This window comes from Micromonospora sp. NPDC006766 (assembly GCF_040636055.1).
Classification (GTDB): Bacteria; Actinomycetota; Actinomycetes; order Mycobacteriales; family Micromonosporaceae; genus Micromonospora.
Genome location: NZ_JBEYIX010000024.1, coordinates 5,523 through 31,951, shown reverse-complemented (window position 1 = coordinate 31,951; position 26,429 = coordinate 5,523). Strand labels below are relative to the sequence as shown.

The 26,429-nt window shown below is 70.0% G+C and carries 22 protein-coding genes and 3 pseudogenes; 16 read left to right on the top strand and 9 right to left on the bottom strand.

From position 1 onward, the window contains the following. The first annotated feature begins 637 nt into the window (after positions 1–637). Both ABZ671_RS20010 and ABZ671_RS20005 read left to right on the top strand, forming a co-directional pair. Positions 638–2,179 (top strand): class I SAM-dependent methyltransferase, encoded by a 1,542-nt coding sequence (locus ABZ671_RS20010; protein ID WP_357859919.1) that lies wholly within the window; start codon positions 638–640, stop codon positions 2,177–2,179. Continuing rightward, positions 2,176–4,080 carry a KedN5 family methylcobalamin-dependent radical SAM C-methyltransferase gene (locus ABZ671_RS20005; protein WP_357859915.1) on the top strand — a complete coding sequence of 635 codons (1,905 nt, stop codon included), beginning with the start codon at positions 2,176–2,178 and terminating at the stop codon, positions 4,078–4,080. The genes ABZ671_RS20010 and ABZ671_RS20005 overlap by 4 nt, the downstream gene beginning before the upstream one ends. A gap of 776 nt (positions 4,081–4,856) precedes the next feature. On the opposite strand, the gene ABZ671_RS20000 is transcribed toward ABZ671_RS20005, so the two are convergent. Both ABZ671_RS20000 and mtnA read right to left on the bottom strand, forming a co-directional pair. Then, the gene (locus ABZ671_RS20000; protein WP_357859913.1) at positions 4,857–6,815 is read right to left on the bottom strand and encodes a bifunctional aldolase/short-chain dehydrogenase; all 1,959 of its coding nucleotides are present in this window, start codon (positions 6,813–6,815) and stop codon (positions 4,857–4,859) included. Between the two features lie 30 nt (positions 6,816–6,845). Beyond that, a complete protein-coding gene (gene mtnA / locus ABZ671_RS19995; RefSeq protein WP_357859910.1) occupies positions 6,846–7,856 on the bottom strand; it encodes an S-methyl-5-thioribose-1-phosphate isomerase in 1,011 nt (336 codons plus the stop codon). Between the two features lie 376 nt (positions 7,857–8,232). On the opposite strand from mtnA, the pseudogene ABZ671_RS19990 reads away from it, so the two are divergent. Beyond that, positions 8,233–9,663, top strand: a pseudogene (locus ABZ671_RS19990) (CHAT domain-containing protein); the annotation flags it as partial. Beyond that, on the top strand, positions 9,579–10,049 hold the full coding sequence (locus tag ABZ671_RS19985; RefSeq protein ID WP_357860050.1) for a CHAT domain-containing protein: 471 nt from the start codon (positions 9,579–9,581) through the stop codon (positions 10,047–10,049). The pseudogene ABZ671_RS19990 and the gene ABZ671_RS19985, both read left to right, overlap by 85 nt. Before the next feature lie 181 nt (positions 10,050–10,230). Here ABZ671_RS19985 and ABZ671_RS19980 read toward each other — a convergent pair whose 3' ends face one another. Then, positions 10,231–10,959: an SDR family oxidoreductase gene (locus ABZ671_RS19980; protein WP_357859907.1), complete on the bottom strand. Its 729-nt coding sequence runs from the start codon at positions 10,957–10,959 to the stop codon at positions 10,231–10,233. A 1-nt stretch (position 10,960) separates the two neighbouring features. Beyond that, a complete protein-coding gene (locus ABZ671_RS19975) occupies positions 10,961–11,413 on the bottom strand; it encodes a carboxymuconolactone decarboxylase family protein (protein ID WP_357859904.1) in 453 nt (150 codons plus the stop codon). Positions 11,414–11,594: 181 nt separating this feature from the next. On the opposite strand from ABZ671_RS19975, the gene ABZ671_RS19970 reads away from it, so the two are divergent. From ABZ671_RS19970 to ABZ671_RS19940, 7 genes are all read left to right on the top strand, one after another. Continuing rightward, positions 11,595–11,957 carry a MerR family transcriptional regulator gene (locus tag ABZ671_RS19970; protein WP_357859901.1) on the top strand — a complete coding sequence of 121 codons (363 nt, stop codon included), beginning with the start codon at positions 11,595–11,597 and terminating at the stop codon, positions 11,955–11,957. Positions 11,958–12,052: 95 nt separating this feature from the next. Then, positions 12,053–12,388: a transposase gene (locus ABZ671_RS19965; protein ID WP_357859898.1), complete on the top strand. Its 336-nt coding sequence runs from the start codon at positions 12,053–12,055 to the stop codon at positions 12,386–12,388. A 221-nt stretch (positions 12,389–12,609) separates the two neighbouring features. After that, the gene (locus ABZ671_RS19960; protein ID WP_357859895.1) at positions 12,610–13,161 is read left to right on the top strand and encodes a sigma-70 family RNA polymerase sigma factor; all 552 of its coding nucleotides are present in this window, start codon (positions 12,610–12,612) and stop codon (positions 13,159–13,161) included. Beyond that, positions 13,158–13,964 carry a hypothetical protein gene (locus tag ABZ671_RS19955; RefSeq protein WP_357859892.1) on the top strand — a complete coding sequence of 269 codons (807 nt, stop codon included), beginning with the start codon at positions 13,158–13,160 and terminating at the stop codon, positions 13,962–13,964. Before ABZ671_RS19960 ends, ABZ671_RS19955 begins: the two co-directional genes overlap by 4 nt. Positions 13,965–13,974: 10 nt before the next feature. Further along, positions 13,975–14,775, top strand: a complete 801-nt coding sequence (locus ABZ671_RS19950) for an ATP-binding cassette domain-containing protein (protein ID WP_357859889.1) — start codon at positions 13,975–13,977, stop codon at positions 14,773–14,775. Further along, complete coding sequence (locus ABZ671_RS19945) at positions 14,772–16,094, top strand: hypothetical protein (protein WP_357859886.1); 1,323 nt, start codon at positions 14,772–14,774, stop codon at positions 16,092–16,094. The genes ABZ671_RS19950 and ABZ671_RS19945 overlap by 4 nt, the downstream gene beginning before the upstream one ends. Continuing rightward, the gene (locus tag ABZ671_RS19940) at positions 16,091–16,669 is read left to right on the top strand and encodes a hypothetical protein (RefSeq protein ID WP_357859883.1); all 579 of its coding nucleotides are present in this window, start codon (positions 16,091–16,093) and stop codon (positions 16,667–16,669) included. Before ABZ671_RS19945 ends, ABZ671_RS19940 begins: the two co-directional genes overlap by 4 nt. Before the next feature lie 372 nt (positions 16,670–17,041). On the opposite strand, the gene ABZ671_RS19935 is transcribed toward ABZ671_RS19940, so the two are convergent. Continuing rightward, positions 17,042–17,425, bottom strand: coding sequence for a hypothetical protein (locus ABZ671_RS19935; RefSeq protein WP_357859880.1), 384 nt, complete (start codon positions 17,423–17,425; stop codon positions 17,042–17,044). A 47-nt stretch (positions 17,426–17,472) separates the two neighbouring features. Here ABZ671_RS19935 and ABZ671_RS19930 point away from each other — a divergent pair, with 47 nt between their 5' ends. Continuing rightward, positions 17,473–18,120, top strand: coding sequence for a sensor histidine kinase (locus tag ABZ671_RS19930; RefSeq protein WP_357859877.1), 648 nt, complete (start codon positions 17,473–17,475; stop codon positions 18,118–18,120). After that, complete coding sequence (locus ABZ671_RS19925) at positions 18,117–18,773, top strand: response regulator transcription factor (protein WP_357859874.1); 657 nt, start codon at positions 18,117–18,119, stop codon at positions 18,771–18,773. Before ABZ671_RS19930 ends, ABZ671_RS19925 begins: the two co-directional genes overlap by 4 nt. Before the next feature lie 116 nt (positions 18,774–18,889). On the opposite strand, the gene ABZ671_RS19920 is transcribed toward ABZ671_RS19925, so the two are convergent. Next, on the bottom strand, positions 18,890–19,024 hold the full coding sequence (locus ABZ671_RS19920; protein ID WP_357859871.1) for a hypothetical protein: 135 nt from the start codon (positions 19,022–19,024) through the stop codon (positions 18,890–18,892). Between the two features lie 254 nt (positions 19,025–19,278). Between ABZ671_RS19920 and ABZ671_RS19915 the strand changes: the two genes are divergently transcribed. Further along, positions 19,279–19,629, top strand: a complete 351-nt coding sequence (locus ABZ671_RS19915; RefSeq protein ID WP_357859868.1) for a hypothetical protein — start codon at positions 19,279–19,281, stop codon at positions 19,627–19,629. An 87-nt stretch (positions 19,630–19,716) separates the two neighbouring features. Here the strand turns inward: ABZ671_RS19915 and ABZ671_RS19910 are convergent. Beyond that, positions 19,717–20,371 (bottom strand): annotated as a pseudogene (locus ABZ671_RS19910) (transposase); the annotation flags it as partial. 56 nt (positions 20,372–20,427) lie between these two features. Between ABZ671_RS19910 and ABZ671_RS19905 the strand changes: the two are divergent. Next, complete coding sequence (locus ABZ671_RS19905; protein WP_357859865.1) at positions 20,428–21,258, top strand: transposase; 831 nt, start codon at positions 20,428–20,430, stop codon at positions 21,256–21,258. Here ABZ671_RS19905 and ABZ671_RS19900 read toward each other — a convergent pair. Beyond that, positions 21,215–22,632 (bottom strand): annotated as a pseudogene (locus ABZ671_RS19900) (IS3 family transposase). The gene ABZ671_RS19905 and the pseudogene ABZ671_RS19900 overlap by 44 nt on opposite strands. An 806-nt stretch (positions 22,633–23,438) precedes the next feature. Further along, positions 23,439–23,645: a hypothetical protein gene (locus tag ABZ671_RS19895; RefSeq protein WP_357859862.1), complete on the bottom strand. Its 207-nt coding sequence runs from the start codon at positions 23,643–23,645 to the stop codon at positions 23,439–23,441. A gap of 87 nt (positions 23,646–23,732) precedes the next feature. Here ABZ671_RS19895 and ABZ671_RS19890 point away from each other — a divergent pair. Further along, the coding region (locus tag ABZ671_RS19890; RefSeq protein ID WP_357860047.1) for an AAA family ATPase at positions 23,733–26,429 on the top strand (2,697 nt) is incomplete at its 3' end.

Sequence of the window (26,429 nt, the reverse complement as noted above, 5' to 3'; positions counted from 1 at the left end):
GCTGTGGGTGGCTGCGTGTCCGTGACGTGGCCGCGGTGTGCTCGGACAACTGGGCGATCGAGGGCTGCCGGGGAGCCACGGGAGGTGTTTCTGCCGGTCCACATGGTCCTGTCCCGCGCGGTCGCCGCACCGATCAATCCGCTGGCGATCAAGTAATGCGGGGTCCGGGGCGTAGGCCCCGGGCCAGATCTTGGACGCGAGGCGGACGGCGCTTGTTTCGGTCGCTCGCCAACTCTCCGTACACCATCGCCGAATGGCACGCTGGAGGCGTTCGCTGAAGCCCGGGACCGGATAGCCGAGACCCGGGCGCTTATCGTGTCGTGCGTTCTGCCCGTGCCCAATCCCGGCGACGGCGTGGACGCTGCTACTGAAGAAGTGTCGGGCGAGGGAATTGCCGCTCGGCACCCGTAGCCCAGCGGCAGAGATGAGCCATCTAGAAGGATTTTGTGGTTGATTCGAGCCCAATCGGGGACGCCAGGTAAGCCGACCGGGAGCAAGCATTTTCGGAGAAGACGCTGCATGTTCGATTGTGTAAACATCGCAATACGGTTGCCCGGAGAAATGGCAAGCCGGACGGTCCGCGCGTACGGCGGCTCGGTGAGATTTCTCGTCGGTGGATTATTTAAGGAGTGAGGTCATGGCTGGTTCCGACCCCAATCCAGTCGCCACACTGATCGACTCATTCGTCGCCGCGCCCGCAGGCGGGCTAGAGGAGGCATACCAGCGGCTCGTCGGTGCGCTGTGGCGGCCCGGCGATCCGACCGAACTCGCGCTGCCTGCGGTACCGCACCTTGTGGCGTGCCTGGACCAGGTGGACGAACTGCGGCAGGGGCACCTTTCGATCCTCCTCGGGCTGCTCGCCGGGGGAGAAAATCCGGCCGCAGGCGGCAAGCTGAACTCGGCGGTCCGCGCCGGACTCGACCGCTATCTCGCACTGTGGCGGCGTGCCCCGAAGGGGCTGGGGCTTTCGCTTGCCCTGCAGTATCTCGTCGCGCATTTCCCCGACGACCGGCGCCGCGTCCTCGCCGTAGCCGACGAGCTCGGCCTCGAATTCGACGACCGGGCGCGGCTGGATCGTGCCCTGCTCCGGTTCGACCCCAACGACCCGGAGCCGAACATCGGCCGCGTGTTCCCTTATCCGGCGGCCTGGGAGATGGACGAGTCCGAGCGTGCGCACGACCGAGCACAGATCAAGACGCTGAACGCCGAGCAGATCGAGGCGCAGTGGCACAAGGACACCACCTCCGTGCTGGCATTCACCGGCGCAAAGGCGTATTGGGCGGTGCGGAACGGCGCGCCGACGCCAATCGAGCCCGACTCGCTCGCGCCGCGCTACCCGGATCCGCCGGAAGCGGATATCGAGATCTTCCGCAGGCACGAGGCGGCATTCCGCTGTCCGCGCTGCGGCGGCGGTCTGGCGTTCGAGTCCGGCTTCGCCCGCTGCGCCGGCTGCGCCGAGAAATATCCGATCATGCAGGGGATGCTCTACTTCACCGCACCGGACGGCGACGCGGGTCTCCAGTCCCAGCTCTTGAAGATCCCCACCATGTCCCATTTCATCGAGGCGACGGCCCGGCCCAATTTCAAGCGGCTGTGCGGCTTCACGTGGGATGGGCCGGTGTCGGCCGCCTTCGAGGCGAAGCGCATCGCCGAGCTCGTACGCCCGGCGGAGGGGCCCGTGCTCGACCTCTGCGCCGGACCGGGCGGATTCACGATGGCCCTCGCTCAGGCCGTCGGGCATCAGAGAGTGATCGCGCTGGACATGCTGCCGACGATGCTCGCCTCGCTGCGGGACCGGTTGCCGGAGGTGCCCGCAGTCGTGACGAATGCGCGGGTCCTTCCGTTCGGCGACGACACGCTGGGCGCGGTGATGTGCTGGAACGGGCCGCACGCGTTTCTCTACGAGGACACCGCCCCAATTTTCGCCGAGATCGGCCGGTGCCTGCGGCCTGGAGGCACGTTCACGATCTACAGCTTCCGCAACTCCGAGGACCCGATCTATCGGCACTTCCTCGCTTCGATTCACCTCCCGCAGGCCGAGCAGGGCCTTGAGATGTACGACCTCGACGAGTTCAAGGGATGGCTGGACCAGGCCGGGCTCGTTGTGCGCGAAGAGTCGTCCATCGGCCTGGCATTTTTCATTAGGGCGGAAAAGCGTGCGCCAGGAGAGCGGGCATGAAGAGCGAGGTGACCTCCGTGTTGAAGGTCAGATTAGTGCAGCAGGGCGCCTGGGACATGCCAGTCGACTCGATGCCGCTCGCCGTCGGCTATCTGAAGGCGGTGATCGACGCCGACGTCGACTTCACCGGGGAGGTCGAGGCGACGATTTCCAACTTCCGCGGCGGTGCGCAGCTGCAGGAAATGGCCAAGGATCTGCTGAGTGGTGAGATCCCCGACGTGCTGGCGTTCTCCGTGCTCGGTTGGAACTACCGTAGCTTCGGAGCGCTGGCCGAGACGTTCAAGCAGGTAAATCCGCGCGGACTGGTGGTGTTCGGCGGAAACCACGTGGCCTACCAGTCCGAACGGGTTTTCCGTCATTTCCCGTGGGTCGACATCGTCGTCAACGGCGAGGGCGAACACACCTTCCATGAGCTGCTGACCCACGTACTCGAGCATCGGGAATTCGACCCGGTGCACGTACGGGGGATCTCCTACCGGCGGCCGGACGGCACGCACCACACCACGCCCGACCGCGACCGGATCGAGGACCTGGACGTGGTGCCGTCCCCCTTCCTGACCGGCGCCATCCCGATGGCCGACGCCACCGGGAACTTCCGTTACGACGTAGCGCTGATGGAGACCAATCGCGGTTGTCCGTACAAATGCTCGTTCTGCTACTGGGGCGGCGCGATCGGCCAGAAGATGCGGTCCTTCTCCGCCGAGCGGCTCGCCGCCGAGTTGGATATGTTCGGCTTCTACAAGGCCCCGTCGCTCGTGCTCTGCGACTCCAATTTCGGGTTGCTCGAGGCGGACGAGGAGTTCGTCGAACTAGTGATCAAGACCAAGGAGAAGTACGGCTATCCAGAGGCGTTGATCACCAGCTGGGCGAAGAACAAGTCGCCGCGGTTCTACAAGATCGTGCGGGACCTCAAGAAGCACGGCCTGCACGGCCTGTTCACGCTGGCGCTGCAGACCCTGGACGACGCGGCGCTGACCGACATGCTCCGCAAGAACATGAAGGTCAACCAGTGGGAGAGCATGGCCGACTGGCTCCACGAAGAGGGTCTGGAATGCTACGGCGAGCTGATCTGGGGAGCGCCGGGGGAGACCGTGGAGTCGTTCCTTCGCGGCTACGACAGGCTCGCCAAGAAGGTCTCCCGGATCGCGGTTTACCCGATGTTGGTGCTCCCTAACACCGCGTACGCGGAGAACCGGGAGATGCACGGGTTCGTCACGATCCGCGGCGAGGACGATGACTTCGAATACGTGCTGGCCAACCGAACTTCCACCTTGTCCGAGAACATGGAGATGCAGCGGTTCGTGTTCTGGGCCCGGGTGATCGGGGAGCAGCAGTTCCTGCGGCACGTCTGGCGGCCGCTGTTCGACGTGCTCGAGATGACCCAGTCCCAGGTCATCCTGGGTCTCAAGGCCTACTTCGAGCGGTCCGACGACCCGGCCGCCGCCGCGTTCCGCGCGAAGCTGCCGCTGCTCGCGGAGTCGCCGGCCATCGCCGCGGCGCTCCGGGACCTGCACAGCCAGCCGGAGCTGCGTGACGTGGTCCGGCGATGGTGGCTCGAGGAGATCGTGCCCGCGTTCCCCGAGCGATGGCGGGAGTTCGCAAAGACGCTGTACGAGTTCGAGGGCTGGTCGCGGCAGGTCTATGTGGAGCCGGACGGGGAACTGCCTCCGGGCTGGCACGACGCCGACAAGGACGGCGTTCACTGGTACGAGAGCGACCCGGTGTCATTCCGTTACGACATGCCGGCGGCGCTGGAGAACTGGCCAGAGACGCTGGAATCTGGGCCTTCGGAGGAGCCCACCACCCTCGTGTTCTCGGCCCGCCCGGGCTACTACGAGAACCTGGACAACTACGAGACCGCCTCACTCCACCTGGCGACTCCCCGCCGTGTTGCTGGCTGAGCTCTGGCCATGATCCGCGCCTTGGTGAGCCGGCGACTCCGGCGCTGCTCGGAGCCCGTCCACCGTCGCGGTCGCCGTTCGGGTCGGTGGTGAGCCGACCCGAACGCGGGCTACACGGGCAGGAAATCGCACCCGATGGCCACGGGCTTGCGCCCCGGACGGCGGGTTACCGGTCAGGGACGTCACGCCGAGGGCCTCGGCTCGTGCTCGTGCGGTCATCCGCATCGGACCGTCGTGCGGACTCAGGCAGCGGTGACCACGAGGTGAGGCGGGCCTCGATCTGATCAATCATGGCCGCCATCGTGTCGTCGTGGCGTCCGGCCTGCCCCCGCTGATGGCGCTTCTCGCCACTACCTTCTGGCCGGCCTCGTAGGCTGCGGCTTCCGCGGCGAATCATGGACTCCCACTGGGTCCACGGTCGTCCCGGCTACCGATTCCGGCACGGCCACACCAGCAGCCGCACCAGGACCTCTCCCCAACCGAAGATCCTCTACATCCGCGAAGACCACCTGCTGGACCGCATCCGACACGACCGCGGACTACACCGCCACCATCCCGCGCTGTGCAGCCCCGACCCGGAAAAGCTCGCCACCTGCCTGCACACCAACAACCTGATCATCCGCCGCCCTGCCGCCAATGTGACCGCGTGCCCAGGCGGGCATCAGCGGAGTTCGCCGCCACGAGCAACGCGACGACCCATGGGTACGCCGGCGGCGTGCGCCGCGGGGGCATCGCCCCAGTCCGCCCAGTGCGCTCCGCCGACCGCACAACAGGCCTCAGATCACCCGCTCATTCCCGCCGTCCACGCTAATCTGCGCCCCGGTGGTGGCCGCGAAGGTCTCCCCGCAGAGCGTGGCGGCCAACTCCCCCACCCGGACGCTGGTGATCTCGGTGCCGAGCAGGTTTCGTCGCTTGTACTCCGCCACGGTCAGCCCGTAGTGCCGGGCCCGAGCGTCGAGCACCTCCGGGCTCCACAGCCCGGTGTCGAAGACCGCGTCGGGGTGCAGCACGTTCACCCGGATGCCGTCGCCCGCCCATTCCAGGGCCGCCACCCGCGCCACCTGCGTCACCGCCGCCTTTGAGGCAGAGTAGGCGACCGCGCCGGGTCCGGGGGCGAGGGCGTTGCGGGAGGCGACCACGACCACCCGGCCGCCGCGGGGCGCGAGCGCCAGCAGCGGGTGGGCTTGGGCGAAGAGGTATGCCACGGACTCCGCGTTGACCGCCATGCTGCGCTGCCACTCGGCCAAATCCAGCTCGGCGATCGCCCGGCTCGGCGGGAAGATCCCGGCCGCCGCGACGACCATGTCCACCCCGCCGAAGCGATCCACGGCGGCGTCCAGGGCGGCGTCCACGGCCGCGGCGTCGGTGACGTCGACGGTCAGGCCGAACCGGGCCGGTCCGTCGGACGCGCCGACCGACGGGTCCCTGTCCAGGGCCACCACGCAGGCCCCACGGGCCAGCAGCGCCTCGGCGCAGGCCCGGCCGATGCCGGAGGCCGCCCCGGTCACCACCGCCACCTCGCCCGCGAACTCCGGTGCCGGTCCGCCCCGCCGCAGCTTCGCCTGCTCCAGCTCCCAGTACTCCAGGTCGAAGATGTCCTCCGCCGGCAGCGCCCGGTAGCCGCCAACCGCCTCGGCGGCCTCGATCACGTCGACCGTGTGCCGGTAGAGGTCCCGGGCCATCAGGGCCTCGGCCGCCGACCGACCGGCGGCAAGCATCCCCAGCTCCGGGTCGAGGATCACCCGTGGCGCCGGGTCGAGCATGGTCAGCGTGGTCCGCGCCCGGGAGCGGTGCTGCTCGACGTACCGGCGGTAGGCGTCGGCGTAGCCGGCCGTGTCGGTGCCGATCAGCGGGATCCGCTTGGTGCGCAGCACGTGGTCGGGGGTGACCGGGCCCCGGGTGGCGACCGCCGCCAGGTCGGGCCGGTCCAGGAAGGCCCGCACGGCCGGATCCTCATGGCGGCTGAGCAGCATCGGGGCGCCCGCCGTGCGGGAGACGTCCCGGCGCAGCCGGGCCAGCCGCACCCGGTCCACCGGCGGGGGCGTGGCCGGCGCGACCCGGGGCCGCGGCAGCGCCATCCGCTCCTCCGCCCGGCTGACCAGGTCGATGTGCCGGCGGTACGCCTCCTCGGCGTCCGCGCCGAAGGTGAAGAGCCCGTGGTGGAGCAGCACCATGCCGACCGTTCCGGCGTGAGCGTGGGCCGGGTAGAGGTCCGCGCATCGCCGGGCCAGGTCGAACCCTGGCATGACGTACGGCACCACGACGACGCTGTCGCCGTAAACTTCATCGACCAGCCGGGCGCCGTCCGGCTGATTGGTGAGGGCGAGCAGCGCGTCGGCGTGGCTGTGCAGCACGACCGGGTGCGGCAGCAGCGCGTGCAGCAGCGTCTCCACGCTCGGGTCCGGTGCCCTCGCGTCGAGCCGGGCGCAGCGCAACTCGTTCATCATGTCGCTGTCGCCGAGGCGTTCCAGCCTCAGCAGCGCCCGCAGCCGGTCCAGCCGCAGCGCGGTGAACCCGGAAGAGTCCATCGTCGCCAGGTCGGAGCCGCTACCCTTCACGTGCAGCACCGCCACCGGCTCCCCGGTGAGGTCGGTGACCGTCGTCTTGACAGAGGTGTTCCCCCCGCCGTGCAGCACCAGGCAGGGGTCGGCCCCGAGCAGCCGGGACGCGTACACGAGTCGCGCGATCGGAGAGGAGCCGTCCGGGGCATCGGCGGCGGACCAGCGGTTACGCATCGGAGTGTGACTCCTCGTGGGGTCGGCGGGTCAGCTCCGGTCGATGGGGTCGTCGGGGCGACCGCCGGCGGCCGGCAGGATGACCCGACGCTCGGTGACGATGGCGGTGACCAGGTCCGCCGGGGTCACGTCGAAGGCGTAGTTGAGCGTGCCCGTGCCCTTCGGGGCCAGCGCCACCGCCCCCAGGGCGGTGATCTCCTCGGGGTCGCGTACCTCAATGTGCACGTCCCGACCGGACGGGGTGGCCAGGTCGACGGTGGACTCCGGGGCGGCGATCACCATCGGCACCCCGGCCCGGGCCGCTGCCAGCGCCAGCGGGTACGTGCCCACCTTGTTGATCACGTCGCCGTTGGCGGTGATCCGGTCCGCGCCCACCACCACCGCGTCGACCCGGCCCTGAGCGAGCACCGATGCGGCCGCCGAGTCCACCACCAGGGTGTGCGGCGCGCCGATCTGGGCCAGTTCCCACACGGTCAGCCGGGCGCCCTGGAGCAGCGGGCGGGTCTCCGAGGCGTACACGTGGGTGAGCACGCCGTACTCCTGGAGGGACCGGACGACCCCGAGCGCGGTGCCCCACTCAACGGTGGCCAGTGCTCCGGCGTTGCAATGCGTTTGCACCGCCACCTGCGACCCGACGGTGTCGACCAACCAGCGGGCGCCGCGTTCGCTGAGTTCCCGGCAGCAGCGGACGTCCTCCGCCAGCACGGCCAGGGCCTCGGCGAGGGCCGCCTCGGCGCCCTCGGCGTCGAGGCGGGCGCGGACCCGGTCGACGCCCCAGGCGAGGTTGACCGCGGTGGGGCGGGCGGCGCGGAGCGCGTCGACGGCCCGGCGCAGCTCGGCCGGGTCCGGGTGCCGACGGGCGGCAAGGGCCACTCCGAGCGCACCGGCGACGCCGATCGCCGGCGCACCCCGGATCGCCAGGGACCGGATCGCGGCGATCAGGTCCTCGACGGTGTCGATCTCCAGGAACTCAACCTCGTGCGGCAGCCGGGTCTGGTCGATCGCGACGATCCTGTCGTCCCGCCAGTCGATGGTCCGCATCCGTATTCCTCACCGCCCGGGCTCCCGAACATTATGTAGAACGTAGCAGGAGGGTCCACCACGAATCGATAGCTGTCAACCACGGTTCCCTCGAGCCGGCCGACGTGCCGTCTTCCAGGTATCCCCCGCTCCAGCGACGACTGACAGCAGCACGAACAAGCAGGCGACCAGCGTGGCCAGTGCCAGTAGGCCGCCCCCGGGCAGCGGCTCGTCTGGCGTCCGCAGCGGAACGGCCGACCAGGAAGGTCGCCAAACCCCAGGCGAAGCCACTGCTGGCGAGATCACACTGGACCGGGCATACCTTCGCGAGGCCGCCGCCCGGCACCGGACGGCGGTGCGCCTCGCCCGGCGTGCCGGTGATCGGGACCGGCTTGCCATGATTCTCCAGCACGCGGGGATCACGACACGGCTCTGGCGGCCAGACCGGGCCGGGCTCCAGGCGGCGATCGCGCTTCAGGAAGAGGCCCTCGCGCTCACCGGCCCTGCGGACGTCCGCCGGCCCGGCCGGGTCGGCAGCCTGGCCTGGGCCTGGCACGACCTGGCCCGCCTCGATCCGAGCGCGGCCACGACCGCAGAAGCGCTGTTCGACGAGGCCCTCGCCGGGACACCGCCGGACTCGTCAGGGCGGCCCGGCCTCCTGCTGGGTCGCGCGGAGATTTCCCGGCGGCTCGCGGACTTCGACGAGGCGCTCACGGGCTTCCTGCGTTACGAGGCGATCGGTGCTCTCGGAGCGGCCCGCGAGGGCGCTCTCCAGGCGGTCCGCGACGGCGACGACGCGCGAGCACTCGACTTCTGCCACCGCGGCCTCGACGCGCTCGGCGTCATCCTGCCCGGCCAGCTGCTGCGCCGTGATCAGCGGAACTGGCAGAAGCACGCAGAATCGCTGACCGCGCTCACGGCGCTGCTGCATGCACGCTCCGGCGATCCCGCCGCGGCCACCCGCGTGGTCGACATGCTCCGCGCCCGGGAATCGCGCCTGCTGTCGGCGGCGGCCCAGCTCGACCCCGAGGATTCCGATCCACGCGTACGCGCGGCCAGGCGGGCCATACAGACCTGGCTCGACCGCGGCGGCCCAGCTAGCGACGAACCCCTCGACCGTGTACCCGGCCTGCCGCCCGTCCACATCTCCACCCGCCACGACCGGCACACGGCGTACCTTATCTGCACGGAAACTGGCGGGGCGATCCTCGTCACCTACTCGGACGGCACGGCCGACGTCCGTCTGCTGCCCGAGGTCACACTCAATGCGGTCACCTGGCAACGGCGACGGCTGCGCCGCGCGTACGACCGCCGTACCGGCCTCCCAGCCGCTGTCGCACGCTGCGGCCGCTGGCTGAACCGGGCCGTGGCCGGGCCGCTGCTCGACCTCGTGCCCGACGACGCGCCACTGGTTGTGGTTCCGTGCGGCCCGTTCGCCGACCTGCCCCTGGCTGCGGCGCGCCGCCTGCTTGGCCACCCGCTGCTGCTCGCCGCGAGCGGCCACACCGCCGCCGCAATTCCGCCGGCGCCGCCTCGTAATTCCGCCGTCGCGGTTCTAGGCACCACCTCCAACGTCAACTTCCTGCGCACGGCCGAAGCCGAAGCTCTCTCCCAGTACGCGCCGACGACCACAGTGGCCGAGCGGGAACCGGCCGCCGCGCTGACCGCGATCGAGGGCCGCTCGGTTGTGCACTTCAGCACGCACGGACTGGCGGGGCGTGCCGACGCCGTCGAGACCGCCGTATACCTGCCAGGCGGCGGGGCCATCCGCGCCTCCGACATCCTGCGCGCCGACCTCTCGGCCGGTCCGCTGGTCTTCCTGGCCAGCTGCGAGACCGCAAGCCCCGACCCGGGCCTGCCCGACCAGACCTTCGGCCCGCCCGCCGCTTCCTTCACGCCGGCGCCGCCGCGGTCGTCGCCCCGCTACTTTCCGTCAGCGAGGACGCCTCAGCGGTCATGGCCGCCCGCTTCTACCATGAGCTGACCGCCGGCGGAGGCCCGCACGAGGCGCTCGCCCGCGCGCAAAAATGGCTCGCCGGAGCTGGCACCGGCGACCAGTGCGCCTTCCTCGACGAGGTGATCGCCGCGGCCGAGAGCGCCGACTACCCAGCAACGGGTCTGCGATATCTCGTGACGGCCATCCGCGAGAACCCCGAACGACATGCCGAGCTGACGGGCGAGTGGGCGTGGAGCCTCTTCACGCTTTCGATCTGACCGGCCCTTTCGTGCGGCCGCCAGAGCCGTTTCAGGGTCAAACGCGCGAACAACAAAGGTGGTCCGCCGGTGGTCGATGTGGTCGGGTGGCCCCGGGTTGACGCCTTGGGTTGGCCCCGGCGCTGGTGGTGGTTCGTGGCGCGTCTTGGTGTTGGCGCGCCACGAACCCTGGGACCGGTTTCTAGCTGAGTAGTGCGGTGAGTGCGGCGTTCGGCTCGCCGGTGAGTGCGGCTTTGACGGCCCGACTCCAGTCGTCGACGAGGATCTCGATCTGGTTCTCCTCGATGCCGTCGAGGCTGGCTCGTGCGACCTCAGTAGGGTCGATCTTGGGTCCGTCGTAGCCGGCGCTGATGTCGGTGTCGGCCGCGCCCAGGTGTACTCCCTGGACGAGCACACCTGCGGGCGCGAGCTCGAGTCGGAGGCTGTTGGTCAGGCTCCACTGAGCGGCCTTGGCGGCTGAGTAGGCGCCTGAGCCAGGGTAGGAGAACCACGACAGCGCGGACAAGATGTTGACCATCGCCCCGTGGTGCTGCCTGAGTGCGGGCGCGAATGCTTGGGCCATGGAGAGCGTTCCGAGCAGGTGGGTCTCGATCTCGCGCTTGACGGCGCTGAAGGCGTCGGGGGCCTTGAGATCGAGGAGGGCCTGGGTGGTGGAAATGCCCGCATTGTTGATCAGCACCGAGACGTCACCAGCGTGCCCGGCTGCGGCCGTAACAGTGGCGGTGTCGGTGATATCCAGGATCAGGATCTCCACACGCGGGTCCTCCTGCAGCTCTTGGTCGGCAGTGTCCGGGTTGCGGATGCCGGCGTAGACCTTGCGCACGTCACGGTTCAGGAGTTCGGTGACGAACCGGCGGCCGATGCCCCTGTTCGCGCCGGTGACCAGAGCGGTCTGTCCTGCGAGACGCATGTCAGGCCTCCTGGCTGGCCGCCGCTGCCTCGCGGGCGGCGAAGACCTCGGCGGCGGCGAAGAACCCGTTCAGCGCGGCGGGGAAGCCGGCGTAGATGGCCATCTGGGTGATGGTCTCGATGATCTCCTCCTTGGTCCACCCGGCGTTCATGGCGCTGTCGACGTGGGTCTTGAGCTGGAGGTTCGCGGTGCCCATGGCGGTCAACGCCGCTACGGTGATGAGCTCGCGGGTCTTCACGTCCAGGCCGGGGCGGGAGTGAATGTCACCGAGGGTGAACTCGATGAGCAGGTCCGCGAACCCCGGAGCGATTGCTTCCAGGGCATCGAAGGACTTCGCGCCCGCCGCACCGTGGATCGCCTCGTAGTAGGCGATGCCCTTCTTGTACCGCTCGCTCTTTCCGCTCAGGTCGATCCTGTCCTCAGTGCTGTCGGTGCCGTTGATGTCGCTGCTCATGATGTATGTGCCTCCTCAGGCGGATCTGCTCTCTTCCGACTCCGGCATGTGCCTTCCGTCGGTATCAGAAGACCGGGCCCGGTGTTCGGTTCCTCGTCCTTCTGAAGCCGTCGCCTACGCTAGAACCTGACATTGGCGTCAGAGACAAGTTGCACCGTGCGAATGTGATGGGAGAGACACGATGCGTATCGGGGAGCTCGCAGACCAGGCGGGTGTGAGCGTGCGGTCGCTGCGCTATTACGAGCAGCAGGGGTTGTTGGACTCGACCCGTACGCCGGGTGGGCAGCGCATCTATGAGGAGGGCGCTGTGGAGCGGGTACAGCTGATCCAGCAGTTGTACGCCGCGGGGTTGCCCAGCCACGCCATCGTCGATCTTCTGCCTTGCGTGTCGACTGGGATGGTCACCGGCAGCATGTACGACAAGATCCGTCACGAGCGTGACGCCATCGATCAGCGCATCAGGGAGCTGGCTGCGGCCAGGGACAAGCTCGACGGCGTGATCGAGCACGTCCTCCGCGTTGGGATCCACCACGACGGCCAGTGAGCCGTTCCGCGTAACGATGGATGACTTTGCGTAGCGCCTGAGTTCAGGTGGTTCGTTGGTGGTCGGTGTCGCGCCCTTACCCCTCAGCCACGTCCATGCAGGCGCAGTGCACCGAGTCGAAGACCGGCCGGCAGATCACCATCAGCCGCTGGGAAACCCACCTCACGGCCGCCCGGACCCGCCAGACCGACCCCGGCTGGCGGGCCGACTACCGCGCCACCCGCCCCAAAGTCGAACGCAAGATCGCCCACCTCGCGCGCCGCCGCCACGGCGGCCGTCGCGCCCTGCACCGCGTCGCCGCCGACTTCAAACTCCTGGCCGCCGCCACCAACCTGGCCCGGCTCGCCACCCTCGGCCTCACCGGCAACAGCCAGCTCGGCTGTTGCCGCCACCTCCTTGATCCTCGCCAGCCGGGAACCTGCCCGGCATGACGTGGTGCGCGGCTCTGCACGGCGTCCTCGACCGTCTCGGCACTGCCGGTAGGGTAGGTGGGCCAGCCTGCGGAACGCGCCGCAACACCTTTCTGGTGCGCGACGACGTCGACCAGATCCGCCGCCTGCACGACTGTGCGCCGTTCGGCTGATCGACGGCAGTGGCGGCGATCACACCGTTGTGCGGACCGGACCATGAGGAGACCGTCGTCTTACCCGGTGTGAGACAAAGCCTGGACGGGGCCGACGAGCAGGAGCTCGTACACCGCGTGGCCCACGGTGACCGGCGGGCCTTCGACGAACTCTACCGGCGCACGGCGCCATGGCTGGAGGTGCGGCTGCGCCGCCGGTGCGCTGACCCGGACGTGGTCGCCGACGTGCTTCAGGAGACCTACCTGGCGGTCTGGCGGGCGGCCGGCAGTTTCGCCGGCGACTCCGTCAAGGGCAGCGCCGTCGGCTGGTTGTGGACCATCGCCGCACACCGCCTGGTCGACGCGTTCCGGCGCCGCTCCCGGCAGGCCCCGGTGCCGCAGGTACACCCGGCCGACACGGTCGTGCCCGCCGCCGAGGACGAGGTGATGGCCGGCCGGGTGGGGCAGGAGCTCGAACAGGCCCTGGCCGCCCTGCCGATCGAGGTCCGCGAGGCGCTTCGCGCCACCGTTCTCGACGGCCTCTCCGTCCGCGAAACGTCCGTGCTGCTGGGCGTGCCGGAGAACACCGTCAAGTCCCGGGTACGCCGCGCCCGGATCGCCCTGCGGGAGGCCCTGTCATGAGCACGCATCCCACCCTCGACAAAATCCACCGCTACGCCCAGGGCGACAGCGGCCTGGACGAGGTGACCGTCTGGTCGATCGAGGTGCACCTGGAGGCCTGCGCGGATTGCCGCGCCCGCCTGGCCGGCAGCACCACGACCGACTCGCGTGCCCTGATCGCCGAGGTCGCGATCGCCGTCGACCGCGCGATCACCGCCAACCCCGTCCCGGAACCCAGGGTCCTTTTCCGTACGCCGGCGCGGCAGCGCTGGTTGGTGGCGGCGCTGCTGCCCTGGATCGCCATGACGGCCGCCGTACTCGGCAGCGCCGCCCTGCTCACGCACTATCTGCCCGAGCTGCCCTCATTGGTGCTGCTGCTCGCGCCCCTGGCGCCGCTGCCCGGGATCGCGGCCGCCTGGAGCAGGCGCGCCGACCCGGCCTGGGAGCTGATCGCCGGCACCCCGTCGGCCGGTCTGACGATGCTGCTGCGGCGCACCGCCGTGGTGCTGGTCCTCGTCATCCCGGTGCTCGCCGTGTTCGCCACCGCCAGCGCGAATCGGACGAATCTCGCGCTGATGCTGCTGCCCTGCCTGGCCTTCACCGGCGCCACGCTGCTGCTCGGCTCCGCCGTCGGCGTACACCGCGCCGCGATCGGCCTGATGGCAGCCTGGGCCGCCGCCGTGGTCGCCCCCAGCCTCGCCACCGCCGAGCTGCCCGCGCTGCTCGAGCCCGCCGCCACCGGCCCGTGGGCCCTTGCCACGGTCGTGCTGGCCGCCCTGACCCTCCTCCGCGCCGGCAGTTTCCGGCGCCTGACCTCGTTCTGAAAGGACCACCATGCGAGCGGTGAGCACAGCCGAGACGGTCGCCACCACCCATCCCTGGGCCATCCACGCCGAGGCGCTGAAGGTACGCGCCGGACGCCACCTGGCCGTCGACGGGCTCGATCTGAAACTGGCTACCGGTGTCCACGGCCTGCTGGGACCCAACGGCGCGGGCAAGACCACGCTGATGCGCGCCTTCGCGACGGTACTCAAGCCATCCGACGGCCGGCTGACCCTGCTCGGCACCCCGGTCGACGCTCGCGCCGACCTGCGCCCCGCCCGGCGCGCGCTGGGCTACCTGCCGCAGCACTTCGGCTTCTACCCGCGATTCACGGTGCGCGAGTTCGTGGCGTACATGGCCTGGTTGAAGGAGATGCCGAAGGCCGGCATCCCGGCGGCCACGCAGCGTGCGATCGACCGCGTCGGGCTCAGCGCCAAGGCCGATGCCCGGCTCAGAACACTATCCGGTGGCATGCTGCGCCGGGCCGGCATCGCCCAGGCCATCGTCAACGACCCACAGGTGCTGCTGCTGGACGAGCCGACCGTCGGTCTGGACCCCGAGCAGCGCCTCGACCTGCGCGAGCTGCTGCGCGACTTGGGCGTGGATGCCTGCGTGCTGGTCTCCACCCACCTGGTCGAGGACGTGGTCGCCGCCTGCACCGAGGTGGTGCTGATCAACGACGGCCGGCTGGTGTGGCAGGGCACGCCCGCTGCGCTGGTCGCGCTCGGCGACGACGGCCATACAGGCGACAGCCCCGCTGAACGCGGCTACTCGGCCCTGCTGCGCCGCCACCGCGCGGAGGCCGTCCGATGAGCACCCTAGGACTCGAGCTGCGCCGCTCCGCCGCGGCCGGCGCCGCCCTGCTCGCGTTGACGGTCGGCGTCGCCGCCCTCTACATCGATCCGGGACGCTGGTCGGAGGGCTGGATGCCCCTCGTGCTGACCGCGAAGGAATACACCATCCTGCTGTGGCCGCTCGCCCTGGCCGCCGGCGCCTGGCAGGGCCGCCGCGAGCACCGGGCCAAGGTCGGTGAGCTGTTCGCCACCACACCTCGGTCCCGCGCGCGGCGGATGCTACCGGTCCTCGTCGCGATGGGAGCCACGCTCGGGCTCGCCTATCTGCTCGTGATCGTCGCGGGCGGGATGCGGATCGCCCCGACCGCCGCCTACTTCCCGCCGGACATCGTCGTCATCGTGCTGACCGGCGTGCTCTCCATGGTCGCGGCGGCCTGGCTCGGCCTGGGCATCGGGCGGCTCCTGCCGGCCCTGGTGACCGCCCCCGCGCTCGCCGTGGCCGGCGTACTGCTGGTCTTCTTCACCGCGATCATGCGGCCGCACTGGATGGGCGCGGTCCTGTCCCCGGTCTACGGCAGCGGCTACTTCTACCCCTTCCAGACCATCGCCCCCCGGGTGACCGGCGCGCTCGCGATCTGGATGGGCGCGCTCGCGCTGTCCGGGGCGGTGCTGCTGATCGCCCGCAGCCGGCACGTCCGGATGGCCGCCGTGCTGCCGGCACTGCTCGGCTTCGGCGCCGCGGCGGCGATCGTCCCCCGCGCCGAGGCCGCCCTCGTCGCGCCAATCGACCCGGTCGCCCGCGAGCTCGTCTGCACCTACGACGTGCCGAAAATCTGCGTCACCCGAGTCAACGCCAACGTGCTCGACACGCTGACCCCGCTCGCCCGCGAGGGTCTGGCCGTCCTCGCCAAGCTGCCGGACGCGCCGACCGAGGTGCACCAGGAACGGTGGGCTGCGTGGGAACCGCTTCCCACCACTCGCGACGGCGACGTCGTCACGATCACCATACGGATCGACGCCCACGGCGGCCTGGCCTATCCCGCCGCCGTGGTCCCCGAGATCGTCCTCGGCCTCGGCGTCGACAACACCGGCCAGTGCCAGCGCGGCGGCGCGGTGGAACGGGCAGCCGCCTACTACCTGCTCGGCCGCCAGCCGGTCCCCGACGTGGGCGTCACACCCGACGAGACGATCGAAGAGGATCCTGAGCTCAACGCCGAGGCGGTCGCGCTCTGGCAGGGCCTGCAGAAGCTGCCGTCGTCGGAGGCGCTGTCCCGCGTGGCGGCAGTGCGCAAAGCGATCCTGGCCTGCCAGGACAGCACCGGATTGCTGTCACGGTGACCCTCTACCTGCGCGCGCGGCGCGTACCACTGGCCCTGGCCGCGTCCGTCGGCGCCGCAGCCCTGATCTGGGCCCTGTGGCTGGCCCTCTCCGACGACCGCGACGCCGGGGCCCTGATCGTCGTGCTGACGGTCGTGCTGATGGTGGCGGTCCTGTCGACCACACTGGCCGCCCCGGACGAGGACCTGGAACGCGCAGCTTCGTTACGCTGGCCCTGGTGGCGGGTCCTGCACCTGCTGGCCGCGCTGGCGCTCGTGCTCGTCGTGCTGCTCGCCACCCTGCCCACTGGCGCCCGTTTCGGCCCGGCCGCGCTGGTGCTCCGCGACGCCGCCGGCCTGCTGGGCCTGACCGCCATGTGCGCGACGGTCGTCGGCGCGGCCCGCGCCTGGTTCCTCCCGCTGGGCTGGACGGTCGTCGCCGCCCTGTTTCCCCAGTCGAGCACGTGGAGCGCCCTCGCCACGTGGCAGGGCCAGCCCCACACCAGCCGGCCTGCGGCGGCGATCGCAGCCATCCTGGCGGTCACGGGCCTCCTAACTTACGCCTTCCTCGGAGCCGCCCAGCGCGAAGGGCCCTAGCTAATAGGGCATGACTGCGCAGCGGCTCGGCACGGATGCCGGCCTCGATGATCTGGCTGGGCAGGTCGATGAGGAACTGCCGCGCCGCCAGGGGCCGTCCGGCAGACGTCCCGGCCATAGATCGGGACCGCGCTCCCTGTAATCCGGGACACGAACGCGCGCAGGCTGCAGACATAAGCAAAGCTCACCGAGAGGAGCTGTCATGTCATCGTCAATCGTGGTCGAGGCGCCCGCGTCGCCGTCGCGTCCCGCGCCGGTGTTCACCGGCGGAGTCCGGTACGGCGTCGCCGCCATTTTCCTCGCCGGCGGTCTCACCCAGCTTGTGGCGCAACTGCTGGAGCCCAAGCAAGAAGATCCCGCCACCCGGGTCGCCTACTGGGCCTCGCACGTCACCGCTACGGGAATCACCACGTCGCTCTGGCTGGTGTCCGTACCGCTGCTCATCGGCGCGGTTGCCGCGCTCGTCGCGCTGACCCGGCGCTCGTCGCGGCGGCTCGCGTGGACCGGCGGCGGCTGCATGGTCATCGGGCTGACCGGTCTGGCCACAGTGCTCGGGATCGAGCTCGGGGCGTACTGGCGAATGCTGGAGAACGACCTACCGGGCGCGACCGGCGTGCTGGCCAGCAAGGACTTCGGGATTCCCGGCGCGGTGCTCATGGCGATGTTCATGGGCGGTGTCCTGATCGGGTCGGTGCTGCTGGCGGTGGCGATGTGGCGGTCACCGTTGCTGCCGCGGCTGGCCGCGATCCTGCTCATCGCGTTCGTTCGCCCGCCAGGCCGGCGTCGCCGTACACGCGGTTCGGGTGACGCTCGACCTGCGTCGTTCCCGCGAGCGCGTCATCCTCGCCCGCGAGGAGGAGCGCCTGCGCATCCGCCGCGACCTGCACGACGGCGTGGGGCCGGCACTGGCCGGCATCACGCTCGGCCTGGAGACGGCGGTGCGACGTATCGGACAGGACGGGCCGGCAGTGGCTCTGCTGGCCCGGCTTCACGACGAGTGTGCCGCGTGCGTGGAGGAGATCCGCCGGATCGTGACCGACCTGCGTCCTCCCGCGCTCGACCAGGGCCGCCTGGTCGACGCGTTGCGGCGGCACGCGGACGTGCTCAACGCCCCCGCCGAGTCGCCGGTGGTGCTGGTCGAGGGGCAGGACGACGGGTTGCCGCCGCTGCCCGCCGCGGTGGAGGTCGCGGCGTACCGGATCGCGCTGGAGGCGATGACCAATGCCATACGCCACTCCGGCGGCCGGACCTGCCGGGTGTGCGTCAGCAGCCGCGACGGGCTGCGGATCACCGTCCACGACGACGGGACCGGGACTCCGCCGGCCAGGGTCGGACTTGGCCTTGCCTCCATGCGCGAACGCGCCGAGGAACTGGGCGGCTCGTGCACCGTGACGTTCCGGCAGGGGGAGGGAACCAGCATGGAGGCGGTTCTTCCGGTGATGGCGTCATGATCCGCGTTCTCATCGCCGACGACCATCCGGTTTTCCGCGCCGGCCTGACCGCGGTGCTCGACGACGCACCCGACATCGAGGTCGTCGCCGAGGTCGACAACGGTGCCGACATCCTCGACCTGGCCATGAGTCTGCAGCCCGACCTCGTGCTGATGGATCTGCACATGCCGGGTGTCAACGGCGTCGAGGCAACCCGGCAGCTCGCCGGTGCGTTACCCGGGGTGGCGGTACTCGTCCTGACCATGTTCGATGACGACGAGTCGGTGGTGGCCGCCCTACGCGCCGGCGCGCGCGGCTATCTGGTGAAGGGTGCCGGCGGTGATCGGATCGTGGGTGCGATCCGCGCGGTCGCGGCCAGCGAAGCGGTTTTCGGTGCCGATGTCGCCGTCGGGGTGCTGCGGGTGCTTGCTGCCGGCCGCCGCGGCGACCGCGGTAGCCATCCGTTTCCCGCGCTTACGGACCGGGAGCGGGAGGTGCTCGATCTCATCGCGGAGGGGAAGAGCAACAGCGACATCGCCCGAAGGCTCACGCTTTCCGACAAGACCGTCCGCAACCACGTGTCGAACATCTTCGCGAAGCTCCAGGTCACCGACCGGGCCCAGGCCATCGTCCGGGCCCGCCAGGTCGGCCTCGGCCTGAACGCGCGCGGCTGACGCCCCACGCCTCCGCGTGACAGAAGCAGGGGTGCGGCCATGGATCATGTACGAAAGCGCGTGAAGACTGCCCGGACACCTTGGGGTACCACTCCGACGGGGCTGCCAGCGCGCCGTCACGCGTCCGGCTGGTCGGGGTCGGGGCGCTGACCGAGGCGTACGCAGCAGTGGCCCGGCGTCGGGTCGAGTCTGGCGATCAGGCCGGTGTCGGCGAGGCCGTTGAGCAGACCGCTGACCAGGAACAGATTCATGCCACACAGGAGTTCGGCGTGCTGCTGCGCGAGGGTATGAATCGGACAGTTGGCGAGCAGAACCTCGGCACCTTCGCGGCGAGGTTCGAATCCCTGCTGCTCCAGCGCCCGCAGCACGGCTGCGGGTGCCGATAATGTCGTCCGCTCTGGTCACGGCTACTCTGACCACCGGGGCAGGATGTTGCGCTGGTCGAATTCTGCGACATGCATCGGATTGTCGGCGTCGACTGGGCGATGATGCCTGGCCGTGCTGCTTGGCCTACCTCGGCGTGACCAACGCGCTCACGCTGCTGCGGCTGCTACCCATGAGCGACAGCGCCAAGGATGCGGAGATCCTGGCCCTCCGCCACCAGATCACAGTGCTCGAACGGCACCTGCACGGCGAGAAAACCCGGTTCGCCCCTACCGATCGCGCGTTTCTCGCCGTGTCCTTGGCTCGCATGCCGGTGGCCGCAGTGTCGAGAACGGTCAGGATCTGCTGGTACGGGGCGCTGGCGATGGTCGGATCATCAGCGGTGAACTCGGCTGCGGTGAGCCCGCGCAGGGTGGTGCGGGTGGTCGCCAGGTTGGCCAGCTCACGTCGGTCTGGGCGAGTTCAGCGGTAAGCGTGGTGATTTGCTCCCGCAGCCGGTTGGCGGTCTGACTCGCGGTGGCCTCGCGTTCGGCGATGAGGTCGAGGATCGCCGGAAGGTTCACCGGTGCCGCCAGGACGGGGTGCTGGTCCCGGTCAGCCGCCGGACCATGTTCGCCATCGACGCCCACAGGGTGCGCGACACCGATGACTCCGGCCGGCTCTCGTACTCACGCACGAGACGGCGGTGCAGCATCAGGGTGCCGTTGACCTGCTCGACGACCCACCGCTTGCGGACCGGCACGAACCCCTGGCGGGTGTCGGAGCGTTTGACAATCTCGACGTCGACACCCCAGGACGGCGCCGTGGACCGCGACGTCCTGTTTGAACCCGGCGTCGACCCAGGCGCGGGTGACCGTCGGAGTGTGTTCGGTGACCTTGTCGAGCAGTCGAATGCCGATCGCGTTGTCGGTGACCGACGCCGCGGTCACCACCACCGCGATGATCAGGCCGAGAGCGTCCACCGCCAAGCCCCGCTTACGCCCCGGCACCCTCTTCGCGGCGTCCTTGCCGGTCGTGGCGGCCGGGACGTGGTTGGCAGCGCGGATCGACTGGGTGTCCAACGCGACTGCGGTCGGGTCCTCCCGGCGGCCGGCCTTCTTCCTGGCCTGGCAGCGCAGCAGGTCATGGATCGCCTGGTCGGTGCCGTCGTCACGCCACAGGGCGAAGTAGTAGTACGTCGCCGACTTCGGGGGCAGGTCGTGCGGCAGATACGCCCGCGATCAAGGTCGCCGGTGGGGTCGACACCCACCAGGACACCCACACCGCGGCGGTGATCGATTCGGTCGGGCGGGTGCTGGGCACCCAGCAGTTCCCGGCCACCGCGGCCGGATACGGCGACCTGCTGGCCTGGATACGCGGACACGGCCGGCTGGGCCGGGTGGGGGTCGAGGGCGCCGGTGCCTACGGCGCGGGACTGGCCCGGCTGCTACGCGATGAGCACGTCGCCGTGATCGAGGTCGACCGGCCGGACCGTAAGACCCGCCGGTTCCAGGGGAAATCCGATCCGATCGATGCGATTCAGGCTGCCAGGACCGCCCTGGCCGGGGAACGTACCGGGATCCCCAAACAGCGCGACGGCCGGGTCGAAGCGCTGCGTAACTTGCGGGTGGCCCGGCGCAGCGCGGTCGCTCAGCGTGCCGACACCCAGCGGCAGATCAAGACCCTGATCGTGACCGCCCCGGACGAGCTGCGCGTCCGACTGCGCGGCCTGAGCGCCAAGCAGCTGGTCGCCACCTGCGCGAACCTACGACCCGACCCGGCCGACGCCGCTGCCCCGGTCACTGCCGTCAAGCTCGCCCTGCGCAGTCTGGCCCGCCGCCACCAGCAACTATCCACCGAGATCACCGACCTCGACGAGCTGCTCGAGCCTCTCGTCGCCGCGATCAACCCTGCCTTGCTGGCTGCCAACGGAGTCGGCGCCGAGGTCGCCGGCCAGCTGCTGGTCAGCGCCGGCGAGAACCACGACCGGCTGACCTCCGAGGCCGCGTTCGCCATGGCGGCGTCGCCCCGATCCCTGCCTCATCCCGGAAGATGTCAACCAGTTCGGGGCGGTTGGTTCAGGGATTCGTTGACTGAGCTGTGTTCTCCTGGGGCTTGTTGACCCATGCGGTTTCGGGCAGGGCGGGTGGTTGCGGGGTTGCCGCGGACGAACCGTTCGGGGTTGCCGGTGTAGGCGGTGGCCAGGACCTCGGCGCGGACGTCCCGGATGCGTTCGGCGTGGCCGTGGTGGACGTCGTGCGGGGTGTGCCAGCCGATGCCTGAGTGGCGGTGGATCGTGTTGTACCAGGTGAAGAAGGTCCGGCAGTGGGCTCGGGCGTGCTGGATCGAGCCGAAGCGGTCGGGGAAGTCCGGCCGGCATTTCAGCGTCTTGAACTGGGCCTCGGAGAACGGATTGTCGTTGCTGCACCTCGGCCGGGAGTGGGACTTGGTGACGCCGAGGTCGGCCAGCATCTGCGCGACGGTCTTGGACGCCATGGAGGTGCCGCGGTCGGCGTGGATGGTCAGCTGCTGGCGGCTGATGCCCTGCTTGTTGATGGCGTCGGCGAGGAGCCGCTCGGCCAGGGCGGCGTCCTCACGTTCGGCGATCAACCATGCCACGGTGTAGCGGCTGCAGATGTCGATCACTGCGTACAGGTGGTAGAACTCGTGCTTGGCCGCCCCGCGCAGTTTGATGATGTCCCAGGACCACACGCGGTTCGGGGCGTCGGCGACCAGCTCCGGTTTGATCCTCGGCGGATGGACGGCTTGGCGGCGGCGTTCCCGGACTTCGCCGTGTTCACGCAGGATCCGGTACATGCTCGACACCGACGCCACGTACACGCCCTCGTCGAGGAGGGTGTGGTAGACGACGGCCGGGGCCATGTCGACGAAGTCGGGACTGTTGAGCAGCGCCCGCACCCTGTCACGCTCAACGCGCGGGGCTGGGGCCTCGGCTGGCGTTGCGGGCGTGGTGGTAGCGGGGACTGGCGGTGGCGGCGGTAGTGGTTGGCCTGCGGCCGGCCGGTAGCCCGGCACGCCGCCCGGACCCCGACCAGCGGCGCCAACTCGGCGATCGCCGCCTCGACAGCAGCGTCGATCATCTCGGCTCGCCCTGATCGGTCGCGCTGTCGGTGGCGAGTTGACCCAGCAGCGCGGAGAGTTTTCCCTGAACCTCGATCACCTTGCGGGCCTTGTCCAGTTCGGCGCGTAGCCGCTCGTTCTCCGCCCGCAGCCGGGCGGCCTCCCGTACGGCGGGGTCGGTCTTCGGCCGACCGGCGGGCTTGGCCAGGGCCTCACGCGCGCCCGCGTCACGCTGGTGCTTCCACGCCGCGATCAACGACGTGTACAGGCCCTCGCGGCGCAGCAACGCGCCCTTGCCGGCTTTGTCCAGGGTCTCGTACTCGGCCAGGATCCGCTCCTTGTAGGCGGCGGTGTACGTCCTGGTCCGGGGCTTCGCCGGCACCTCAGGGTCGGGTACCGGATCATGCGATGTCACGGGGGCGGTGCTCCTTGCTCGCCCTCACGGGTCAACGTTTCAGCAGGTTAACCTGCCTTCCCAAGGCTGACACAGAGGGTGCGGCTGCAGCTCGTACGTTTCGCGCGCAGCAACAGCCCAGTCGTACCTGCGCGAATTAGCGCCAAGGATGTGATCTTGTGCCGTTTGAAGGTCCGGCGCTTGCGCATGCGACCCGACACTACAGATTTTTGATCTTGGTCTGAGGTGTTAGCGAGGCTCTCGCTACCGGCCGCCAATTAGTTGATCTATACGGCTCGGTGCGGGGACGTTAGGAAGCTTCCGGCATCGGTCCGGGTGGACTGTTGTGGCCGTTCTGTTCATGTTGAGTGTTGCCGCGATAACCAATAGTGGTGGTCGTGGATGGACTGGGGCGTCACAGTCAGCAGTTGGATCGGATGCGTGGAGGTATCCGGAACGCGGTGTCGCGGGTGGGAGGGCTGCGAGGGGCGTCACGAGGTGCGTTGCTGGCGATGCTGTGTGCGTCGGCCTTGGCGCCGGTGGCAGCAGCGGCTGCGGGTAGCGGTGTGGTGGTAGCGGCCGGAATCGGGGTCCTGGGTTCGGTAGGGGCCAACATCTTGACCGACGCCGTCGCCGCTGCGGTAGACGCCCTGCGCGCTCGCGGCGCCGGCGAGGTGACCGAGAGCGGAGTCGTCGCTGAGCTGTCGCAGCGGCTGGAGGCTGTTCTCGCCGACGGCGGCGCGGATGGGGCCGTGCTGCGATCGGAGATCGCGGCGGTGTTGGCTGACGTCGGAGCGGCTCGGGTCGCGGTCGAGGCAGCGGTCGCGTCAGGCGATGAAGAGCTTCTGCAGGCCCTGGCCGTGGGGTTCGGTCGGCTGGGTGCGGAGTTCGCGGAGTTCAGTGTCTTGCTTGCGCAGGTCCACACGGTCATCGGTCAGATGCAGGGCGAAATGCGGGTGCAAAGCGCGGAGCAGCGCGCACGCGATGAGGTGTCGCGGCGGCAGGGGGTCCAGCTCCGCCTCCTCCGCGATCAACTACGTACGGTCGAAGCGTTGACCCGGGCCCAGGCCGGTCACGCACGTGCCGGCAGCGGTGACAGAGAACCTGGTGGTTTGGGGCAGGTGCCCTATCGGGGGTTGTGGCCGTTTCAGGAGGACCAAGCCGGGGTGTTCTACGGCCGGGAACGGGTGTGCGCGCAGCTGGTCGAGGTGGTGGAGCAGTCCCTGACCGGCGTGTCGATGGTGGTGGTCACGGGTGCGTCAGGGGCGGGGAAGTCGTCGTTGCTGCGGGCGGGGCTGCTGCCCGCGATCAGCACGGGGCAGATCGCGGTGGACGGGTCGGCGGAGTGGCCGACACTGGTGTTGACCCCGACCGGGCGGCCGGTGCGGGAGCTGGCGGTCCACCTCGCGGCGCTGGCGGGGGCGGACACCGCGTCGGTGATCCGGTCTGTGTCCGCCGATCCGGCCGCCGCCGGGGACCTCGCGCGGCAGGTCGTTCTGGCGCACGCCGCCCGGCTCCCGGGCACCGCCGCCCGGCAGGTGCGTGAGCAGGGGCGGCTGGTGCTGGTTGTGGACCAATTCGAGGACCTGTTCACCCTCGCCGATGACGGTGAGGAGCAACAGCCGTTCCTGGCCGCGCTGACAGCGATCGCCACCGGCCCAGCCGGTGGCCGGGCACCGGGGGTGGTGGTGCTCGGGGTCCGGGGCGACTTCGTGGACCGGTGTGCCGGGTTCCCCGCTCTGGTGGCGGTACTGCAGCGGCAGCAGTTCATCGTCGGGCCGATGGGCGAGCACGATCTGCGGCTCGCGATCACCGGGCCCGCCCATGCCACCGGCCTGGACATAGAGCACGGGCTGGCCGACGACATCCTGGCCGAGCTTCGCGCCCGCGACGCCCAGTTCGGCGTCGGCGCGCTGCCGCTGCTGTCGCAGGCGATGCTGCGGACCTGGCAACACCGCGAAGGCGACCGGCTCACCCGGCGCAGTTACGCCGCCAGCGGCGGTGTCACCGACGCGGTTCGGGCCAGCGCCGAGGACGCCTATTCCAGCCTCTCCCCTGCCCAGCAGGACACCGCCCGCGACGTGTTCCGCCGCCTGACCCTCGTGTCACACGACGGGCAACTGTCCCGCCGCCCGATCCCCACCACCGAGCTCGGCGCGGGCACCAACGCGAAGGACGCGGCCGTGGTCGTGGAGGAGTTCACCTCGCGACGACTGATCGTGCGCGGCGACCACGGGATCGAGATCGCCCACGACACCCTCCTGCAGGCATGGCCACGGCTGCGCGCCTGGCTGCAGGACCACCTCACCGACCGGGTCCTCTACAGCCAGCTCGTCCACGACGCCACCGAATGGGACAGCCACGGCCGGGACCCGTCGTTCCTCTACCGCGGCGCCCGCCTCACCATCACCGCCACCGCCGGCACCACCTGGCACCGCTACCCCGCCGACTACCCCGCACTTCCCCCCGTCGCGACAGACTTCCTGGCCCACGCCCACCGGGCCTCCACCCGCAGCACCTGGACACGCCGCACCGCCGCAGGTGCACTCGCCTTGCTCACCGTGACCGCGATGATCACAGCGGTCATGGCATCCCGCGCCACCATCGACGCCAACGACCAACGCCGGATCGCCACCGCCCGACAACTCGCCGCGCAGAGCCAGAACATCGGCGACAGCAATCCGCAACTTTCCCGAACCCTCGCTGCCATCGGCTGGCGCCTCGACCACAACGCCGACACGCAAGCAGCAGTGACCGCCACCCAGCTCCGCCCAGGACGCCAAATCCTCGGCCACACCGAAACCGTGCTGTCGGTGGTGTTCAGCCCGGACGGCAAGACCATCGCCACCGCCAGCAGGGACAAGACGGCGCGGACGTGGGACGCCGCCACAGGCCGGCCGATCGCCACCCTCACCGGCCACACCGGCTACACCGGCTGGGTGAATCAGGTGGTGTTCAGCCCGGACGGCAAGACCATCGCCACCGCCAACGACACGACGGCGCGGACGTGGGACGCCGCCACAGGCCGGCCGATCGCCACCCTCACCGGCCACACCAGCTGGGTGAATAAGGTGGTGTTCAGCGCGGACGGCAAGACCATCGCCACCGCTGGCAGCGACGACGGGACGGCGCGCACGTGGGACGCCGTCACGGGGAACCCGATCGCCACCCTCACCGGCCACACCAACGATGTGCATACGGTGGTGTTCAGCCCGGACGGCAAGACCATCGCCACCGCCAGCAGCGACAAGACGGCGCGGACATGGGACGCCGCCACAGGCCAGCCGATCGCCACCCTAACCGGCCACACCAACACCGTGTGGTCGGTGGTGTTCAGCCCGGACGGCAAGACCATCGCCACCGCCAGCGGCGACAAGACGGCGCGGACGTGGAACGCCGCCACAGGCCAGCCGATCGCCACCCTCACCGGCCACACCAACAACGTGCAGACGGTGGTGTTCAGCCCGGACGGCAAGACCATCGCCACCGCCAGCAGCGACAAGACGGCGCGGACATGGGACGCCGCCACAGGCCAGCCGATCGCCACCCTCACCGGCCACACCAACAACGTGCAGACGGTGGTGTTCAGCCCGGACGGCAAGACCATCGCCACCGCCAGCGACGACGGGACGGCGCGGACGTGGGACGCCGCCACAGGCCAGCCGATCGCCACCCTAACCGGCCACACCCGCACCGTGCAGACGGTGGTGTTCAGCCCGGACGGCAAGACCATCGCCACCGCCAGCAGCGACAAGACGGCGCGGACGTGGAACGCCGCCACAGGCCAGCCGATCGCCACCCTCACCGGCCACACCAAC

Excerpts from the sequence above, each read along its gene's own strand:
- ABZ671_RS20010 (WP_357859919.1), top strand. The coding sequence starts at position 638 with ATGGCTGGTTCCGACCCCAATCCAGTCGCCACACTGATCGACTCATTC.
- ABZ671_RS20005 (WP_357859915.1), top strand. The coding sequence starts at position 2,176 with ATGAAGAGCGAGGTGACCTCCGTGTTGAAGGTCAGATTAGTGCAGCAG.
- ABZ671_RS20000 (WP_357859913.1), bottom strand. The coding sequence starts at position 6,815 with ATGCGTAACCGCTGGTCCGCCGCCGATGCCCCGGACGGCTCCTCTCCG.
- mtnA (WP_357859910.1), bottom strand. The coding sequence starts at position 7,856 with ATGCGGACCATCGACTGGCGGGACGACAGGATCGTCGCGATCGACCAG.
- ABZ671_RS19980 (WP_357859907.1), bottom strand. The coding sequence starts at position 10,959 with ATGCGTCTCGCAGGACAGACCGCTCTGGTCACCGGCGCGAACAGGGGC.
- ABZ671_RS19975 (WP_357859904.1), bottom strand. The coding sequence starts at position 11,413 with ATGAGCAGCGACATCAACGGCACCGACAGCACTGAGGACAGGATCGAC.
- ABZ671_RS19970 (WP_357859901.1), top strand. The coding sequence starts at position 11,595 with ATGCGTATCGGGGAGCTCGCAGACCAGGCGGGTGTGAGCGTGCGGTCG.
- ABZ671_RS19965 (WP_357859898.1), top strand. The coding sequence starts at position 12,053 with ATGCAGGCGCAGTGCACCGAGTCGAAGACCGGCCGGCAGATCACCATC.
- ABZ671_RS19955 (WP_357859892.1), top strand. The coding sequence starts at position 13,158 with ATGAGCACGCATCCCACCCTCGACAAAATCCACCGCTACGCCCAGGGC.
- ABZ671_RS19950 (WP_357859889.1), top strand. The coding sequence starts at position 13,975 with ATGCGAGCGGTGAGCACAGCCGAGACGGTCGCCACCACCCATCCCTGG.
- ABZ671_RS19945 (WP_357859886.1), top strand. The coding sequence starts at position 14,772 with ATGAGCACCCTAGGACTCGAGCTGCGCCGCTCCGCCGCGGCCGGCGCC.
- ABZ671_RS19935 (WP_357859880.1), bottom strand. The coding sequence starts at position 17,425 with ATGAGCAGGATCGCGGCCAGCCGCGGCAGCAACGGTGACCGCCACATC.
- ABZ671_RS19925 (WP_357859874.1), top strand. The coding sequence starts at position 18,117 with ATGATCCGCGTTCTCATCGCCGACGACCATCCGGTTTTCCGCGCCGGC.
- ABZ671_RS19920 (WP_357859871.1), bottom strand. The coding sequence starts at position 19,024 with ATGAATCTGTTCCTGGTCAGCGGTCTGCTCAACGGCCTCGCCGACACC.